The following is a 16453-nucleotide window of genomic DNA, read 5'->3' on the forward strand; positions in this document are numbered from 1 at the left end:
CGATCGACTTCGGGGAGCATGGCCGGATACGAGGAATTCGCGGCAGCAAGGCCTTCGGTACCGTTCGTCGCTGATGACATTATGGAAACGTTCGACGAACCGCGATCGGAGGAAGTCTTTCGGCTGTTCGGACAAATGGCTCAGGTGGGCCAGATGATATATCTCACCCATCACCGGCACGTCTGCGAGATTGCCGCTCAAGTCGTACCGCGAACAAGAATCCATGAGATCACATGAACGATCAACTGCCACTGTCAACGAATGGGCAAGTTCCGGTCGAACAGGTTCTGGACCAAGAAGAATAGCCGCCAATGGACCATATATAGCTCGTGGCGGCGCCATCACAGCGAACGCGGGTTGAGAAGATTGAGACAGGGAACGCTCTTAATACTCTTCCGAAGTTGAGAATATTTTTTCCTCTTTGTCCCAATCAATCCGATCAGGTGAGCAGTCGATGGCCGATGAACGAGGAAACAGCGTCGTGCAGCCGCTTGCCAAGATCAGTAAGAAGCAAAAAGTCTATAAGCGGCCGCCTGCAATCGAGGAGGAGATTGCGTCCATTAGCCCTGCCCTTACACGAAGCCTTTGGGCTCGCGGCCTCAGGGCATCTGAGGCCCCAGACCCTCGTATACCTCATCCGCAACTTCAAGCCAAACCGTCCTACACCGCAATATGACGCGATGGCGGTGGCGTTCTCAGCTTAGCCAAAAACTCCTTCGAATGGAACTGCCAGCACCCGATTGGCATCAAATGTCAGAACATTGGCGTGTCATGGTGTTTACGCTCCGTGCCGTGCGCCAGAAGATCATGGTCCGGTACCAGCCCAATCAGGAGGGCAAACATACCGAATTTGGAGGAGATGGCATGCAAATACTGGCGGAAACTCAAGAACTCTTGGACATGGCCGCAGCTCAGGAGGGGCCTAAGCTCCATGAAATGGATCCGGTCGCGGCCCGTGAGGTCATGGCGCCCATGGTTCAGCAACTTGACCTGCCACCGATTGACATCGCTCTCGTCAAGGAGCTCGAAATCCCGGGGCCAGGGGGGACGATTTCGGCTCGGCTATACACACCTGCCGCCGCCGCAGGCGACGGAGCGGTGCTACTCTATTTCCACGGCGGCGGCTGGGTTCTCGGAAGCGTCGAGCAGTCCGACAGTTTTTGCAGGCACATGGCTGAGACGCTTGGTTTGCGCGTGGTCTCAGTTGAATATCGCATGGCTCCGGAACATGTATTTCCGGCAGCCTACGATGATTGCCTCGCGACCACGAACTGGGTCACGCAATCTCCGGCGGAACTTGGCACGAAGGTGACCCATGTCCTGGTTTCGGGGGATAGTGCCGGCGGTAACCTCGCCGCTGCGGTTTCGGGCTCGGGCGAGGCCAAACCCGCCGCGCAGCTGCTCTTTTACCCGGTCACCGACATATCTTCGCAAACGGCTTCGTACGCGGACTTTGCCGAGGGGTACTTTCTGGAAAAGGTCGGGATGGAGTGGTTTCGCGATCACTATCTGACCGATCCCGAAATGGCGCGGGATATCCGCGTATCACCGCTTCTGGCCGAAGACCTGTCGATGGTGCCGCCCACGACAATCGTGACTTGTGGTTTGGATGTCCTGCGCGACGAAGGCCGTGCCTATGCGGCGAAACTCGCGCAACAGGGCGTCCGGGTCAGTTACAGCGAGGCGCCGGGGCTGATCCACGGCATCGTGAACTTCCGCAAAGTCCTTCCCACCGGGGCAAACGAAGTCGATCGGGTCTTGCAGGACTTTGCCTGCTTGTTGAAAGAGCTCGCGGTAACTACCTGATCCTCTTGCTCTTCGGCTTTTAGGCGCCGCCGTTTTCCGGCGGCGTTTTGGCATCTTTCGGTCCAGCGCTGCGAAAGGTTCGAGGCGACAGACCGGTCCAGCGGTTGAAGGCATGGGTGAAGGCCGTCGGGTCGGAATACCCGATCTCCCAGGCGACCTCGGCAATCGGCAGCGTCGTGTCACGCAGGAGACTACGAGCGCGCCGCGCAAGTACGGTCCCGCGCAGGTCATGGTAATTCATTCCGTGTTCCTGCATCCGCCGTTGCAGGGTCCGTTTCGATACGCCCAGTTCGCGCGCCAGATCTGCGATGCTCGGGGTGTCCGGCAGCTGCTCCAGAACGTCGAATAAGGCATCGAGAAAGCTCCGCTTTCCTGGGATCTGTTCCATTATCTCGCGACAGCGACCGAGATAGCTCTCGTGCAGCACCGGATCGGAATTCGGCATCGGGTTGCGGGCAATGTCCTTCCCCCAAATGTATCCCGAGCGTCGAGAAGCGAAAACGATCTCCTTCGCTTTCAACATTTCCTTCAGGTCCGCGATACCTGGATCGCGGAAGCTAAACTCGAACCGCAGAAGTTGACTTTGGAAGGCGAGAACGTCCTGGAAAAATGTCGTCGCGGCACCCATGTCACGAAAGACCGTGAACGCGCGCAAGCTTCTGGGGACTTCGGTCAGGTCGAACTCTATGCCGACGAAACTTGCGCTTTCGTCATCGCGGATCGGCACCGCCACGTTCACCGAATAGGTGAGATGTGCCCAGATCGGCAACGTGGATGCCAATTCATGCAGGCTCGGCGCCGTGCTTGCCGCAAGCCCGCCGGGGCCGTAGTGCAACCAGCGGTACAATTGTCCAGTCCGCACCCAAAGGTCGTAGCGAGGCCCCGTCAGTTCGACGAACCGACGCTGAAAATCCAGTTCCTGAACACCGGTAACCAACACCTCGGGATTCAACAAGGCGTCGCGGGTCAACCCGACACTTTCGAGCAGTGGTTCAGCGCACAATCCGTGCTCATCCATGACCTGTGTCATGTTCCGGATGCTCGTCGTCGGCATCCGGGTGGTCTCGAGATGTTGAATTCTCAATCAGTGCTCCTCCCCAGCCTAATTTGGCACCTTCGAACAGTATTCTGGCGGGCGATGCCGTTCAAAATCTCGGCGACGTCCGTCACTGTCATCTGACAGGCGTCTAGGGAGATTGATCATGCCCCAATGGGCGTCTCGGCTTGGTCTGCGACTGGAGGAGGTTGCAGCCAGCCATGATGAAAGCATGGGAGGCACTGTGAAACCAAGAAAAATCTGACAAGGGCTTAAACGGGCGCGCACCGATCCGACCAAACGACCGGTGCCAGGTCGGGGAATCATGGACTCCGACCTCGTGGGAGTTTTTGTCCCGTTGATTCCATCCCTTTACGAGCGCGATGTGGCGCGCACCTGCCTGCCCGTCTAACGGGTCCGGATTCGGTTTGCTTTGGCTACGCACATCTCGGGCGAGGAAACAACAATTTCGCATCGATATGGAGGAAAACATGACGAATACCAGAAAGATCCAGAATCCCAATCCCGACGTGGCCGTGGTGGGGGCCGGGTTTTCCGGGCTCTACTTGATCCATCGCTTGCGAAAAATGGGACTTACCGTTCAGGTCCTCGAGGCGGGCAGCGACGTGGGCGGCACCTGGTACTGGAACCGTTATCCGGGCGCGCGCTGTGACTCTGACTCGATCTACTATTCCTATTCCTTTGACAAGAACCTCGAACAGGAGTGGACGTGGAGCGAGCGGTTTTCGCCACAACCCGAAATCCTCGAGTACCTGCAGCACGTGGCCGACCGTTTCGCGCTGCGCAGTGATATCGCCTTTGAGCAGAGGGTGAAAAGTGCCACCTTCGACGAAAAGCACAACTTTTGGACCCTTGTTACCGAGAGCGGTGACGAGGTGACCTGCCGCTTCCTCGTGATGGCGACGGGATGCCTGTCGGCGCCGAACCAGCCCGTCATCAAGGGGGCTGAACACTTTGCCGGCGAGGTTTATCACACCGGGCAATGGCCGCACGAACCGGTGTCGTTCGAAGGCCGGGCCGTTGGTGTGATCGGTACCGGTTCGTCCGCAATCCAGTCCATTCCCGAGATCGCCAAACAGGCGGACAAAACGACCGTGTTCCAACGGACGCCGAATTTTTCGGTACCGGCACGGAATGCGCCGCTGACTGCGGAATTCGTTGATGAAGTGAAGTCGAACTATGGTTCGCTGCGCAACGATGCACGGTGGTCGCCTGCGGGGATTCCGTACCCGGGCACAGGCAAGACGGCACTGGAATTCACCCCGGAAGAACGTCAGAAAATTCTCGATGCAGCCTGGAACGTCGGCGGCGCCCAGGTTCTCTCGGCGTTCACCGATGTATCGATCAACCCCGAAGCCAACGCAATCGTCACCGATTTCGTGCACCAGAAGATCCGTGAAACGGTGCATGATCCAGAGGTCGCAGAAAAGCTCCTGCCGCGCAATCATCCGATCGGCACCAAGCGTATCTGCGTCGACACCGATTATTACGCCACCTTCAACCGCGACAACGTCACCCTTGTCGACGTCAAGGCCGATCCCATCGCCGAGATCACCGAGAACGGCCTGAAAACCGAGAGCGGCAAGCACTACAAATTCGATGCGCTGGTCTACGCCACGGGCTTCGACGCGATGACCGGCGCGTTGATGCGTATTGACATAAAGGGCCAGGGAGGGCGCTCGCTGAAGGATAAGTGGGCAAATGGTCCCAAGACCTTCATGGGGCTGGCCTCGGAAGGTTTTCCAAACATGTTCATGATCACGGGACCCGGCAGCCCTTCGGTACTCAGCAACATGACGACCTCGATCGAACAGCATGTCGAACTAGTAACCGACTTCATCAAGCATCTCTCCGAGCAGGGTTTGGATCGGGTGGAGGCCAGCGGCAAAGCCGAAGAAAACTGGGTGCAGCACGTCAACGACGTCGCTGAGGAGACGCTCTATCCGCAAGCGAATTCGTGGTATATCGGTGCGAACGTTCCCGGCAAGCCGCATGTCTTCCTGCCCTATATCGGCGGGGTTGGGCATTACCGTCAGCTCTGCGAAGATATGGTTGCAAAGGGCTATGAGGGCTTCCTGATGTCCCGCAGTGAGAAACCGGTTAAGGTGCCTGCGGAATAATGGCGGGAGAAGGCGGTCCAGCGATCGCCTCCTCTTCTGGTCTCCGCTCGCGGTTTCCAAAGTGTACGTTCCCAGGCGAAAAGGATCGTCACGGCTTGATCGGGCGTGAACGGTCCAGTTGGGGATTAGAGCAATTTGATGTGCTACCCAACGCTTCCCCGGTTGGGATCAATAACCTTCTTCACGGAGGGTCACTTTACAGAGGGCAGACCAGTCCAGATTCGCGTAATCGGACGAACCGCCGTCTTGCTGGCGTTGTAAAGCCGGCGTGTAGCGCCGAAAGGCAACAATGACGGCTTCCTCTTCCGGTGAAAGCACCGTCGACCGCGGCTCCTCCGGGCCGGTCGGCAGATCGGCCACCGAGAACCGCTTCTTCCACTTCGCAACGGTCTTCTGGTTGATCCCGTAACGCTTCGCCAGCGCGCACAGAGACCTCAATGCCGCCGAGGGGCAGATTGCTTTGTTGCGCCGGAGCGGCGTGGAAATCGTACCCGCCGAGCTGGTTCCGCATTTGCTGGACCGCGTGCAAAACGTCGATTGAATGAGTCGCGTCTTCGCGTAATAGCGAGCCGGTTGAAGGGTCATCAATTCTCTACCGGAGCATTTCCTCTGCGGCAGTAAGGTGATTCAATGCGCGGATAGGGTCTGACAAACAGGAGCAGACGGCGGCTCGTGCATCACGGTAACAGATTATTGGTGGAGTTTGCGGAAACTTGGAACGGCGGACAATGCCCATCCGGGCAGTATCGGAGGAGACCATGTACAGAGCCAAATCGTTGGCCGATATCCTGGGTTCGGCGCGTTCGCGCGCGGGTTGACGAGCCATGGAAGATATCCTCGCTACTTATCCCTTAGATAACTGTCGCAGTATTCACATCGCATCGCTCGCGCGGCAAACAGTAATCGACGCTGGAGCTGCGCATCTTGGATTCGACGGATACTTTCTTTTCGAATCAGATGACTCACCTACCAGGCGAGGAATATCAATACTCGGCAAGGTGTCGTCTCTGGACGCGGCATTCCGCATGATCGAAATCTGGGGAAACCGGCGTGCTTAGCTGCGGTGCTTCTTGTACGGGCCGCGCGGGCCGGGCTTCGGCGCGCGCGCATCAATAAGTTCAACAATCCAGTCGAAATCGCGAACGGTATCGGAGATGCCCGCTTCCATCGCGGGAGTAACGCGAAACGACTTATGGATTTTGCAGAAGTTGTAAAACACGGTGTAGAGCGCGCCCATAACCGAGCTCGATCTCAGCGATCTCACCGAGCGCGAGACAAAGATTTTCAAGGATGAGGTTGAGGCCGACATTTTCGGATTGAATTGTTGCTTCGCGCTTTACGCCGGCATGATGACAGCGGAACAGGTCCGCGAATATCTGACATTCGTCGCCCCGGCGGCGATCCGCCTCAATATGCTTTATGCCTATGCCGATGATCTGCATCGGCTCAATGTTGATGAAAAATACCGATGTGAGCCAGTGAACACGAGCTATTTAATGGCCGCGTACTGAATAGCCCCAAGTTTTCTAGACACCCTCGGTTCTCATTTGCTGCTGCCGTTCGAACTCGATGGGTGACAGCATCCCGTTCCTCACATGCTTGTGCTTCGGGTTGTAGAACATCTCGATGTAATCGAACACATCCTGCCTGGCCCCGACGCGGGTCTTGTAGGTCCGGCGCCGTATCCGCTCCCGCTTGAGCAGGTTGAAGAAGCTCTCGGCGATTGCGTTGTCATGGCCGTTTCCGCGCCGGCTCAACGAGTGCGGCAGATTGTGAGCCCTGAGGAACGACGTCCAGTCCATGCTCGTGAGTGGGGAGCCTTGATCCGAGTGGATCAGCACCTTGTGCTTCGGCTTCCGTCTCCACACCGCCATCAGCAATGCCTGCAGGACACGTCCGTCGTCTGCCGGTTCTGCATCGACCAGCCGACGACGCGGCGGGAGTAGAGGTCGATCACGACCGCCAGATAGGCAAAGCCTTCCAGCATCCCGATATAGGTAATGTCGGTGACCCAGATCCAGTCCGGCGCGTCCACATCGAACTGCCGGTCCAATGTGTTGTCGACGACCAATGACGGCTTGCCACCATAGCTGCCCGGTCGGCGCTTGTAGCCGATCTGGGCCTTGATGCCTGCCAGTTTGGCCAGTCGGGCAACGCGGTTCGGACAGCACGTCTCACCCTGATCCAGGAGGTCGTCGTGCAGCTTGCGATAGCCATAGACCTTGCCGCTGTCCTTCGATGCCGTCTGGATGAGCTCGGTCTGGCGGGCGTCTTCGCGAGCCCGCTTGCTTAGTGGGTTCTTCAGCCACCGCAGCGCACGTGATGTTGACCCGTTCGTGCCAGTGGACGTCGATCAAGGCCTGGGGCGTGCGGATTGCGAAGCGCAGCACGCTCAAGAAGGCCAAGATCGCCGTCGCTCGCAAACTGGCTGTCGTTATGCATCGGATGTGGCGCGACGCCACCCCGTTCCGTTGGGGAGCGCCGGCATGAACTGATTACGAGCTTCGGAAGGGGCAATCCACCGATCGATCCGAGGTCCCGTCAGGGACGGGGATGAGGCGAAGGCCGTCCGAGTGCGTGGTGCTGCTCTTGCGCGCATAATTCAAGCCCGCCGTTTAGCGTGGTCCGCCTCACCTTCGACCCCCATCCTGCGGCGCGCAACTGCCGACCGCGAACAGAAGCATGACCCCAGACGGACCGGGGATCGACGAAGAGCTTGACACCGAAGCCCCGACTACAGAAGCATTTGTATTCGTAAAGTCCGCTATCGGGTGCATTGCTGACAGGCAGTTCTGGAGTCGTCGAACGAACCCGCTGCGCGGGAGGGCGCGTGGGGTTAGGAAACAGCAACCACGCCGACGTTGAGATTTGATTGAGCGGGGTCCCGTTCGGGTGGACCCTCCGGTTTCTTTCAACAAAAGGAACCGAATGATGACCCGGATATTCCCCGATACTTCCGTCAGCACGCTGCGCCAGCGACTGATCGATGACATGAACATGCGCCATTTCTCTTCGGCGATGCAGCGCAACTACATCCGCGACATTGGGCGTTTCACGACGTTTCTGGGACGATCGCCCGACACGGCGACGGCGGAGGAATTGCGGCGCTTCCAGATCGAGCAGCACGAAGCCGGCGTTCCTGTTCCAACCATGAACAGCATCGTCTCGGCCCTGCGTTTCTTCTTCACCCATACGCTTGACCGGCCCGATCTCGCGCGCAGGCTGGTCCGTGTGAACCAGCCCCGCAATTTGCCGGTCGTCCTCAGCCGCGACGAGGTCGCCCGCCTGCTCGAGGCAACAACCTGCCTCAAGCATCAGGCGGCCCTGTCTGTTGCCTATGGCGCGGGGCTGCGCGTTTCCGAAGTCGCGCATCTCAAAGTGCGCGATATCGACAGCGAACGCATGCTGCTGCGGGTTGAGCGCGGCAAGGGTGGGCGCTATCGCAACGCCATGCTGTCCGCCGATCTGCTTCGTCTTCTGCGCCAATGGTGGGTCGCCGGACGCCAACAGGGCGTGATGCATCGTGACGGCTGGCTGTTTCCAGGGCAAGATTCCATGAAGCCGATCAGCACCAGACAGCTCCATCGCATCGTTGTCGAAGCCGCCCGGGTTGCCGATATCCCCAAAAGGGTCGGCCCGCACACATTGCGCCACAGCTTTGCGACCCACCTACTGGAGGATGGCACCGACATCCGGATTATCCAGGTCCTGCTTGGACATGCCAAGCTCAACAATACGGCGCTTTATACAAAGGTGGCGACCCGGACGGTTCACGCCGTGATCAGCCCGCTCGACAGGCTCGGTCTCTTCACAACGGAAGGAACATCGCCCGACGGCTGAACCGATGCGCGCCTCAATCGAGGTCGCCGACATCTTCCGCTCCGCCGGTCCCGCCTATCGGTCAGCCCATCAAGGGCATCTCAGCCTGGCCCACCTCAAGGTGATGACCGCGATCGAGCATTGCCGAACGGCCGCACTGGGCGGCCATGTCGAGGCTTGTGAAGATTGCGGACAATGGCGCATCGCCTATAACGCCTGCCGTAACCGGCACTGCCCGAAGTGCCAGGGCGCTGCCGCGCGCACATGGCTTGCCGCGCGCGAAGCCGATCTTCTGCCGGTCGGATACTTCCATGTCGTCTTCACGCTGCCCGCCGAGGTCGCAGACATCGCCTTCCACAACAAGGCGCTCATCTATGACCTTCTGTTCAAAGCCGCATCACAAACCATGCTGACGATCGCTGCCGATCCGAAGCATCTCGGCGCGCGCATCGGCATCACCGCCGTGCTCCACACATGGGGTTCGGCCATGATGCATCATCCTCATGTTCACATGATCGTGCCGGGCGGCGGCATCGCCCTTGATGGAAAACGATGGATATCATCACGCCCGGCGTTTCTCCTGCCGGTGAGCGTTGTCGATTTATGTTTGAAACTGGGACTCACGCATTGAGTATTTTCAATGATTTGCTTGAGACGTAAGTGTAACGCCTAGCACTTCAAATGAGACTCCAGCGAGCGTTTGTTACACTCAAATTGGGATTGATCGACCGGTTCATCGACCGTAATGTCGCCGCATGATTTCATCCCCAGAAGCACACAACAATGGTGACCGGCATGCCGAGGATGTAAGTCCGGAAGAGTTCCTTCGATTTCTGCTCCGCGGCAGCGATGGGAAAGTGACAGCTGAGGTAGTCGCAGCTGCGCGTGAGGAATATGGGATTCCACGATCGACACTATTTCGGCTCGTTGCGAGGTTTAGAAAGACACAACGCACTTCAAGCCTCAAACCTAGAAAACGCGGCACTAAAGACGGTGAGTTCAGACTAGACCCAAGAACCGAGCGTGTTATCGCCGATCAGATACAAGACTTCTGGCTCAAAAAGGAAAAACCGAGCTTCGCTGCACTGATGCGGCGTATTGGGGAAGTCTGCCTCAGCGAGGGGCTATCACCTCCGCATCGTAGTACTGTGCAGCGTAGAGTGTCGGAACTGATCCCGATTGCAGCGGCCCGCAAGCGTGGAGAGCGCGAGATCGAAGCTGCGTCAACGCCGAGCCCTGGCCAACTTTCTGTTGCCAAACCGAACGCTCTTTGGCAGATCGACCACACAATCGTCGATGTCATCGTTGTCGATGAACAGTATCGTCAGCCCATCGGACGGCCAGTGCTGACAATTGCCATCGATGTTTGCACCAGAATGGTCGCAGGTTTCCATTTGTCATTGGAAGCCCCGTCCAGAACGTCTGTTGGCCTTTGCCTCTTGCACGCGGTTTACGACAAAACGGCATGGCTGGACGAGAGGGGGATTGAAACTCCCTGGCCCGTCGCCGGACTACCCGCGGTTCTCCATTGCGACAATGGCGCCGAATTCAGATCGCGAGCGCTCGCCGACGCTTGCAAGGAATACGGCATCAAGCTTCAGTTCAGGCCACCAGCGACACTCCGCTTCGGCGGGCACATTGAGCGGCTGATCGGAACCATGATGGGAGCTGTTCATCTGCTGCCCGGCACAACGTTCAGCAATGTGCGGATCAGAGGTGACTACGATTCCGAGGGTCGTGCGACCTTTACATTACGCGAACTGGAAAAGTGGATCGCATTGGAAATCGTAGGCAAATACCATCAGCGTATCCACGCCTCACTATTGCGCCCTCCCCTGGCCGTGTGGCGCGAACGGCAAGGTGAAGTCGATTTCGACCTACCGCCAGACCGGATGGCGTTCTGGACCAGCTTTCTGCCTGGTGACCGGCGCCGCTTGCTGAAGGACGGCATTCATCTGGAAAAGATTCGCTACTGGTCGGACGCCCTATCACGTGATGTCGGCCGGGGTGCTGAGCTTGAGATCAAATATGATCCACGAGACCTTTCTCGAATATTCGTTCACCAGGCCGACGGCCGGTTTGTAGAAGCGCGGTACCGAAATCTCGCGTATCCGCCCGTCTCATGGTGGGAATGGAAACATGCCAAGAAAAGGCTTCGAGACCAAGGACGGCGTGAGTTGCAAGAAGATGTTATCTTTGCAGCGATCGCAAAACAAAGGCAGATTGAAGACATTGCCGCATCCTCAAGCGCAAAAGCGCGCCGAAGTGCCGCGCGAAGACCTATTAAGCAGGACCAAAAGGAAAGCGGCCACGTCACGGCTATAGATTTGGCGAAACCGATTTATTCAGATGACGACACGGAATTTTGGGATTGATGATTGAACTCCCGCATTTGGCGTCCGGCGCCGCGGCACTTGCCAACTCGCCAAACGAAACACGGATTCGTGCCATTCGATCCGATCGTTGGGTCGGCTTTGATCGCGCTCGTCGGGTTCTTCGGCATCTCGATGGACTTTGCGACCATCCGCCATCAACCCGCCCGCCGGGCCTCGCGATTTATGGCCACAGCGGCATGGGCAAGACGATGCTCGTGGAAAAGTTCAAGCGTGATCATCCACCAATTATCGATCACAGCACCGGTGTGGAAAGCATGCCGGTCCTGGCAATTACACTGACATCACGCCCGACAGAACGCAGGATATGTGGTCAATTGCTGATGGCCATGGGAGCCAGCATCCATGAACGCTTGACGCTCATGGAGCTTGAGATCAGGACCGTCCTCCTGCTCAAGAGCAACAACGTACGCGTTTTGGTATTCGATGAGGTTCACAACCTGCTTGCGGGAACTCCAAGAGAACAGCGTGTGATCCTCCAGCTGTTGCGATATCTCAGTAATGAGATCAAAGCCTCGCTCGTCTGCCTTGGTGTGTCCGAAGCCCGCGACGCGATTGCCGGCGACACCCAATTGACCAGACGCCTGGATCAGTTTGTGCTACCAAGATGACAGGCAGATGAGGAGTTCCAGGAATTGGTCACCGCAATTCTGCGGAGTCTTCCACTCAAACTTCCATCTGCCTTGTCCAGCCAAAGTCTGCGACACCTTTCCCGCCTCGGCGACGGCATAACGGCGCGCGCATTTGGGATACTCAACGAACTCGCAATTGAAGCCATTCAGGATGGCACAGAGCGGATCACCGATGAATGCATTGTATCCTGGAAGCCAGCCTTAGAGAAAGAGGCTGCCTTCGCGTAGTCAACAAAACATTACACTTCAATTGAGACTCAGGCCGCAATAGTCTCAATTGAAGTGTAACATTTTTCCAAAAACTGCCCGAGTCCCAGTTTGAAATATAAATCGACACCTTCCACAAGCGCCATCGTGTCCCGCCGGCTCAACAATCACACCGAAAATGCTCATCTTCGTCTACGCAAACAGGAGCTAGTGACGCAGCGGTTCCGCTCCCCAAGCGCCGCAACGCTTCATCTGCGTCCTCTGCGCAGTCCAGAATCTGTTTGCGCCGTCCCACCAGAAGCATTTGGCAATCGAAGTCTATTTGCATCGACTTAGGGCAATCGCACATTGGAGGAGCGTTAGCTGGGATAGCCGCATGATCGCTCTGAGCCAGCCCGGCGCACTCCTTCCGATTAACCTGACATGCCCCTTAGCCGCGGCCAGTTTGCGAAGGCTTTTGCTGACGAGGCTCGTGTTCCATTCCGTAGCGCCAAAAGCCCAGAATATCCTGAAGGTGATCCGCCATCTGTTGCCCGCGGAGATTATCGACCCATACGAGGCGGAGAACGAGGTTGAACCGGTCGGCAAGAGGACAGGCAATGACATCGTCATTCGAGATCCTGAGATTGGCGGGCAGTATCGAGCAATAGCCATGATTTGCAACGAGGTCGACCGATACCGGGATACTGTCGATCTCGGTAAAGCGGATCTGCGACAGCCAGTTGCTTCCCAGAATGTGTTCAAGAACCTCCTCGGCCACCTGCCGCAGCCCAGCTGCACGCGAAGGCAACACCAGATGGCCGTTGAGTAGCGTTTCCCGGATCAGGCTCTGCTCGTCATGCCAGTCCCTAACCTCCGCTCCCGTGCGGCGAACGAAGAAGCTGAGGCTGCTGCGGTGAATCTCGCGGCTCTTCAGGCGCGGCGATGTGGCTGGGGAATCCACCAGGATCGCGTCATAGCGTTGCAGTTCGAGGCCCTCGAACAAGGCATTGGCAAGTCCCGGTTGGAGATAGATCTGCGAGCCGAAGCGGCTGCTCCAATTGGCGACGATATGCCCCAGTATCCTGGCAGAGGGGCTGTCCGGCGTCGCCGGCGGAACGCCGCCAAGCGACCAGAACTTCAGGTGACGGCGGAAACGGCTTTCCGATGCGGTGGAAAGCCGCGTCCATATATCCCTGAGTTTTTCGACATGCGGCAATATCCTGAGCGCCAGCCGCGAGGGCGTTGAGCCGTCGCGGCCGCGCATGAACAGCGCGCCGCCGAGGCTCTTCTCAGTGGCCGAGAGCATGCGCGTCAGTTGCGGCTGACCGATCTGCAGCCGGCGAGCGGACTTCCTGATCGATCCCGTTTCCATGACGTCGGCAAACCGAAAAAGAGCAGAAAGCGAAATCGGGCTTTCGACGATCGTCCGTTCCGAAGCATCCTGACATTGCGCGTAGATCGCCCGGATCGCGTAGGCCGCTTCATGCAGCAGTGGTCGGAGGCGGGCGCCTTCTGCCGTCAGGGTCAACCCTTGCACGCCCTGCTGAAACAATTGCACCGAAAGCGTTTTCTCCAAACGCTTTATCGCGTCGGAGACTGTTGAGGCGGGCATGTCCAGACTGCGCGCGGCCCGCAATACGCCGCCCCTCGAAATGGTCTGATCCGCAACGAAAATGGTCGAGATTTTCACGTCCACTCTCCATGCAAACGCAATGGGTAGGGCAATACGACATATGGCATCCGGTTTTTGGGATATAGCATGTTCCAGAAACCGCCGCATAGTCACATTCGACACGGAGGGAATGCATGACTGACTTCGACCTGGTTCTCACAGGACGCCTCATTCTCGCGGATCGTGAGATTCCCGAGGGTTTCGTCGCGGTGGCGGACGGCAAGATCGCGATGATCGGTCAGGGACGGCCGCCCGCTGCCGCCGAACGGCACGATTTCGGCGAAGGACTTGTCCTGCCCGGCGCGGTGGATGCCCAGGTGCATTCCCTGTCGCAGCGCGGAACCGAGGGGTTTGCGGCCTCGACGCGCGCGGCTGCGGCTGGCGGCGTGACCACAATCGTCGATATGCCCTATGACGAGGGCAATCTGATCTGCTCCGCCGAGGCGGTGGCGCGCAAGGCCGCGCTCGCAGATCGAGAGGCGCGCGTCAGCGTGGCGCTATACGGCACTATCCGTCCCGCAGATGGTGCCGCGCGGATTGCTGAACAGGCGGCGGCCGGCGTATGCGGCTTCAAGTTTTCGACCTTCGGCACGGACCCGGAACGGTTCCCGCGCATCCCGCCCGCATTGCTGCGCGCCTGCTTTGAAGCCGTTGCGCGCACCGGGCTTGCCGCCGGCGTTCACAACGAGGATGATGCTTATGTGCGCGCCGCGATCGCCGAGGTCGAGGCTGCGGGCATAACCGACTGGCGCGCCCATGGCCTGTCCCGCCCGCAACTCGCCGAAACGCTGGCAATGCTGCAGATTTACGAAACCGGCGCGGAGACGGGGTGCCCGGCCCATGTGGTGCACTGCTCGGTCGCGCGCGGCTACGAGATTGCCGAGAGTTACCGCCGCCAGGCCTTTTACGCCACCGCCGAATGCTGCATTCACTATCTGACGCTGGACGAGGAAAACGATGTCGCCCGTCTGGGTGGACTGGCCAAGATCAACCCGCCCGTGCGACCGCGCCGCGAGGTCGAGGCGATCTGGCGTCATGTCGCAGAAGGTCGCGTTTCCATGGTCTCGACCGACCATGTGAGCTGGTCGCGCGAGCGCAAGTCCAATCCGGATATGCTCAAATGCGCCTCCGGCGTTCCCGGGCTTGAGGTAATGGTTCCGCTATTCGTCAAGGGAGCGATGGAACGCGGCGTGCCGCTGTTCTGGGCTGCCCGGCTGATGGCAGAAAACCCGGCGCGCCATTTCCGTCTCGATCAACGCAAGGGCGGCATCGAAGTCGGCCGCGACGCCGACCTGACCGTGCTTGTCGACCGGCCCGCCGTCTATGAGGCCGCCGCCAGCGCGCATTCGGTTGCCGACTGGTCTCCCTATGACGGCATCGCCTTGCCCTGGACCGTGGCCGCGGTCTGGCATGAAGGCAGGATGGTGTTCGACGGCAACGAAGTTCTGGCCGCGCCGGGCAGCGGCGGTTTCGTCCGCCCGCCCGAAACGCTGGGCCTGCGTCGGGAGCTCAATGCATGAGACGCAATCTTCATGCCTCGCGGGATCGGATAGAAGCCGATCTGACGGCGCTTTCCGCGATCACCGAGCCGGAAAGACCATGGACGCGGCGCGCCTTCTCACCGCTTTTCGATGAGGGGCGGCGCTTTCTTTCGGATCGCTTCACGGCGGCAGGCCTTGATGTCTCGCTCGACGCCGGCGCCAATCTGGTTGGCTTTCGTCAGGGGCGCGAGCCGGGTTGCGGCACGATCATGCTGGGATCTCATTCCGACACCGTTCCAGACGGCGGGCGTTTCGACGGCGTCGCCGGCGTCGTTGTCGCGCTTGAGGTCGCTCGCATTCTTTCAGACAGGGGCGTGATGCTGCGCCACAATCTCGCAATTGCTGATTTTCTTGCCGAGGAAGTGTCGATTTTCGGCGTTTCCTGCATCGGCTCGCGCGCCGTGGCCGGGGTTCTGCCGCCCGCCTGGCTTGAGCGCCAGAGCGCGGGCCGCGATCTTCGCCGTGCCATTGGTGATGTCGGCGGCAATGCGGAGGCTCTTACAGTCCCGCTTCGCCATGATCTCAGAGCCTTTCTGGAAATGCACATAGAACAGGGACCGATACTGGAGCGTGAGGGTCTGAGCCTCGGCATGGTGACCACGATCGTCGGCATAACCCGGGTGGAGGTCAGCGTTTCGGGGCGACCCGACCACGCCGGCACGACACCGATGGACGGCCGCGCCGACGCTCTGGCCGCCGCCTCCGAACTGGTACTTGCGGTCCGCGCGAAGGCCGTAGAGATGACGGCGGCGGGACGGCATTTCACCGCGACGGTGGGCGAGTTCGAGATGAAGCCCAATGCCGCCAATGTCGTTCCCAGCCATGTCCGCATGCTGATCGATATCCGCGCAGAGACCGAGGCCGACATGGAGGCCTTCCTGCGCTGGATCAAGGACCGCGAACAGGATGAGCATCAAAACGGCATCGTCGTCGAGACCCGCAAGATTTCTGAAAACGATCCGGTGCGCCTTGATGGCGCTCTCGTTGACGCCCTGTCCGACGCGGCTGCGGCGCTGGATATCTGTCACCGGCGCATGGTCTCGGGCGCTGGTCACGACGCCGCGTTCATGGCGCGGCTCTGCCCGGCGGCAATGGTGTTCGTACCCTGTGCGGGCGGACGTTCGCATTGCGCGGAGGAATGGGCCGACGCGGCCGATCTGTCTCTTGCCGCCGAGGTTCTGGCGGATACCGTAATCTCGATCGACGCGAACAAGGAAGGATAAC

General features: G+C 58.9%; 11 protein-coding genes and 4 pseudogenes. 10 read left to right on the forward strand and 5 right to left on the reverse strand.

The window, feature by feature from the left end:
* Nucleotides 1-18: 18 nt before the first annotated feature.
* Both V6766_RS06485 and V6766_RS06490 read left to right on the forward strand, forming a co-directional pair.
* Nucleotides 19-237: pseudogene (locus tag V6766_RS06485) on the forward strand (hypothetical protein); the annotation flags it as partial.
* A 483-nt stretch (nt 238-720) separates the two neighbouring features.
* Nucleotides 721-1806, forward strand: a complete 1086-nt coding sequence (locus V6766_RS06490; protein WP_448464699.1) for an alpha/beta hydrolase — start codon at nt 721-723, stop codon at nt 1804-1806.
* Between the two features lie 19 nt (nt 1807-1825).
* Here V6766_RS06490 and V6766_RS06495 read toward each other — a convergent pair whose 3' ends face one another.
* Complete coding sequence (locus V6766_RS06495) at nt 1826-2890, reverse strand: helix-turn-helix domain-containing protein (protein ID WP_448464701.1); 1065 nt, start codon at nt 2888-2890, stop codon at nt 1826-1828.
* A 443-nt stretch (nt 2891-3333) separates the two neighbouring features.
* Here V6766_RS06495 and V6766_RS06500 point away from each other — a divergent pair, with 443 nt between their 5' ends.
* Nucleotides 3334-4983, forward strand: a complete 1650-nt coding sequence (locus V6766_RS06500) for a flavin-containing monooxygenase (RefSeq protein ID WP_448464703.1) — start codon at nt 3334-3336, stop codon at nt 4981-4983.
* Nucleotides 4984-5250: 267 nt separating this feature from the next.
* Here the strand turns inward: V6766_RS06500 and V6766_RS06505 are convergent.
* Nucleotides 5251-5415, reverse strand: a pseudogene (locus tag V6766_RS06505) (IS481 family transposase); the annotation flags it as partial.
* A gap of 622 nt (nt 5416-6037) precedes the next feature.
* On the reverse strand, nt 6038-6220 hold the full coding sequence (locus tag V6766_RS06510; protein ID WP_448464705.1) for a hypothetical protein: 183 nt from the start codon (nt 6218-6220) through the stop codon (nt 6038-6040).
* Nucleotides 6221-6332: 112 nt separating this feature from the next.
* Between V6766_RS06510 and V6766_RS06515 the strand changes: the two genes are divergently transcribed.
* Nucleotides 6333-6494 carry a hypothetical protein gene (locus V6766_RS06515; RefSeq protein ID WP_448464707.1) on the forward strand — a complete coding sequence of 54 codons (162 nt, stop codon included), beginning with the start codon at nt 6333-6335 and terminating at the stop codon, nt 6492-6494.
* A 15-nt stretch (nt 6495-6509) separates the two neighbouring features.
* On the opposite strand, the pseudogene V6766_RS06520 reads toward V6766_RS06515, so the two are convergent.
* A pseudogene (locus tag V6766_RS06520) lies at nt 6510-7291 on the reverse strand (IS3 family transposase); the annotation flags it as partial.
* A 620-nt stretch (nt 7292-7911) separates the two neighbouring features.
* On the opposite strand from V6766_RS06520, the gene V6766_RS06525 reads away from it, so the two are divergent.
* The 4 genes and pseudogenes from V6766_RS06525 (at nt 7912) to V6766_RS06540 (ending at nt 11806) form a co-directional block, all read left to right on the forward strand.
* Nucleotides 7912-8823 (forward strand): tyrosine-type recombinase/integrase, encoded by a 912-nt coding sequence (locus tag V6766_RS06525; RefSeq protein WP_448464709.1) that lies wholly within the window; start codon nt 7912-7914, stop codon nt 8821-8823.
* A 4-nt stretch (nt 8824-8827) separates the two neighbouring features.
* Nucleotides 8828-9400 (forward strand): annotated as a pseudogene (locus V6766_RS06530) (IS91 family transposase); the annotation flags it as partial.
* A 562-nt stretch (nt 9401-9962) separates the two neighbouring features.
* On the forward strand, nt 9963-11177 hold the full coding sequence (locus V6766_RS06535; protein ID WP_448464711.1) for a transposase: 1215 nt from the start codon (nt 9963-9965) through the stop codon (nt 11175-11177).
* Entirely contained in the window at nt 11177-11806 is a 630-nt protein-coding gene (locus V6766_RS06540; protein ID WP_448465147.1) for a TniB family NTP-binding protein, read from the forward strand. Before V6766_RS06535 ends, V6766_RS06540 begins: the two co-directional genes overlap by 1 nt.
* Before the next feature lie 658 nt (nt 11807-12464).
* Here the strand turns inward: V6766_RS06540 and V6766_RS06545 are convergent.
* On the reverse strand, nt 12465-13706 hold the full coding sequence (locus tag V6766_RS06545) for a LysR family transcriptional regulator (RefSeq protein ID WP_448464713.1): 1242 nt from the start codon (nt 13704-13706) through the stop codon (nt 12465-12467).
* A gap of 116 nt (nt 13707-13822) precedes the next feature.
* On the opposite strand from V6766_RS06545, the gene V6766_RS06550 reads away from it, so the two are divergent.
* Entirely contained in the window at nt 13823-15208 is a 1386-nt protein-coding gene (locus V6766_RS06550) for a dihydroorotase (RefSeq protein ID WP_448464715.1), read from the forward strand.
* Nucleotides 15205-16452 (forward strand): Zn-dependent hydrolase, encoded by a 1248-nt coding sequence (locus V6766_RS06555; RefSeq protein ID WP_448464717.1) that lies wholly within the window; start codon nt 15205-15207, stop codon nt 16450-16452. The genes V6766_RS06550 and V6766_RS06555 overlap by 4 nt, the downstream gene beginning before the upstream one ends.
* Nucleotide 16453: the final 1 nt, after the last annotated feature.

This window comes from Martelella sp. AMO21009 (assembly GCF_053484295.1).

What these genes read in the sequence shown, in the direction of transcription:
- V6766_RS06490 (WP_448464699.1), top strand. Translation starts at nt 721, where the DNA reads ATGGAACTGCCAGCACCCGATTGGCATCAAATGTCAGAACATTGGCGT.
- V6766_RS06500 (WP_448464703.1), top strand. Translation starts at nt 3,334, where the DNA reads ATGACGAATACCAGAAAGATCCAGAATCCCAATCCCGACGTGGCCGTG.
- V6766_RS06510 (WP_448464705.1), bottom strand. Translation starts at nt 6,220, where the DNA reads ATGGGCGCGCTCTACACCGTGTTTTACAACTTCTGCAAAATCCATAAG.
- V6766_RS06515 (WP_448464707.1), top strand. Translation starts at nt 6,333, where the DNA reads ATGACAGCGGAACAGGTCCGCGAATATCTGACATTCGTCGCCCCGGCG.
- V6766_RS06525 (WP_448464709.1), top strand. Translation starts at nt 7,912, where the DNA reads ATGATGACCCGGATATTCCCCGATACTTCCGTCAGCACGCTGCGCCAG.
- V6766_RS06540 (WP_448465147.1), top strand. Translation starts at nt 11,177, where the DNA reads ATGATTGAACTCCCGCATTTGGCGTCCGGCGCCGCGGCACTTGCCAAC.
- V6766_RS06550 (WP_448464715.1), top strand. Translation starts at nt 13,823, where the DNA reads ATGACTGACTTCGACCTGGTTCTCACAGGACGCCTCATTCTCGCGGAT.
- V6766_RS06555 (WP_448464717.1), top strand. Translation starts at nt 15,205, where the DNA reads ATGAGACGCAATCTTCATGCCTCGCGGGATCGGATAGAAGCCGATCTG.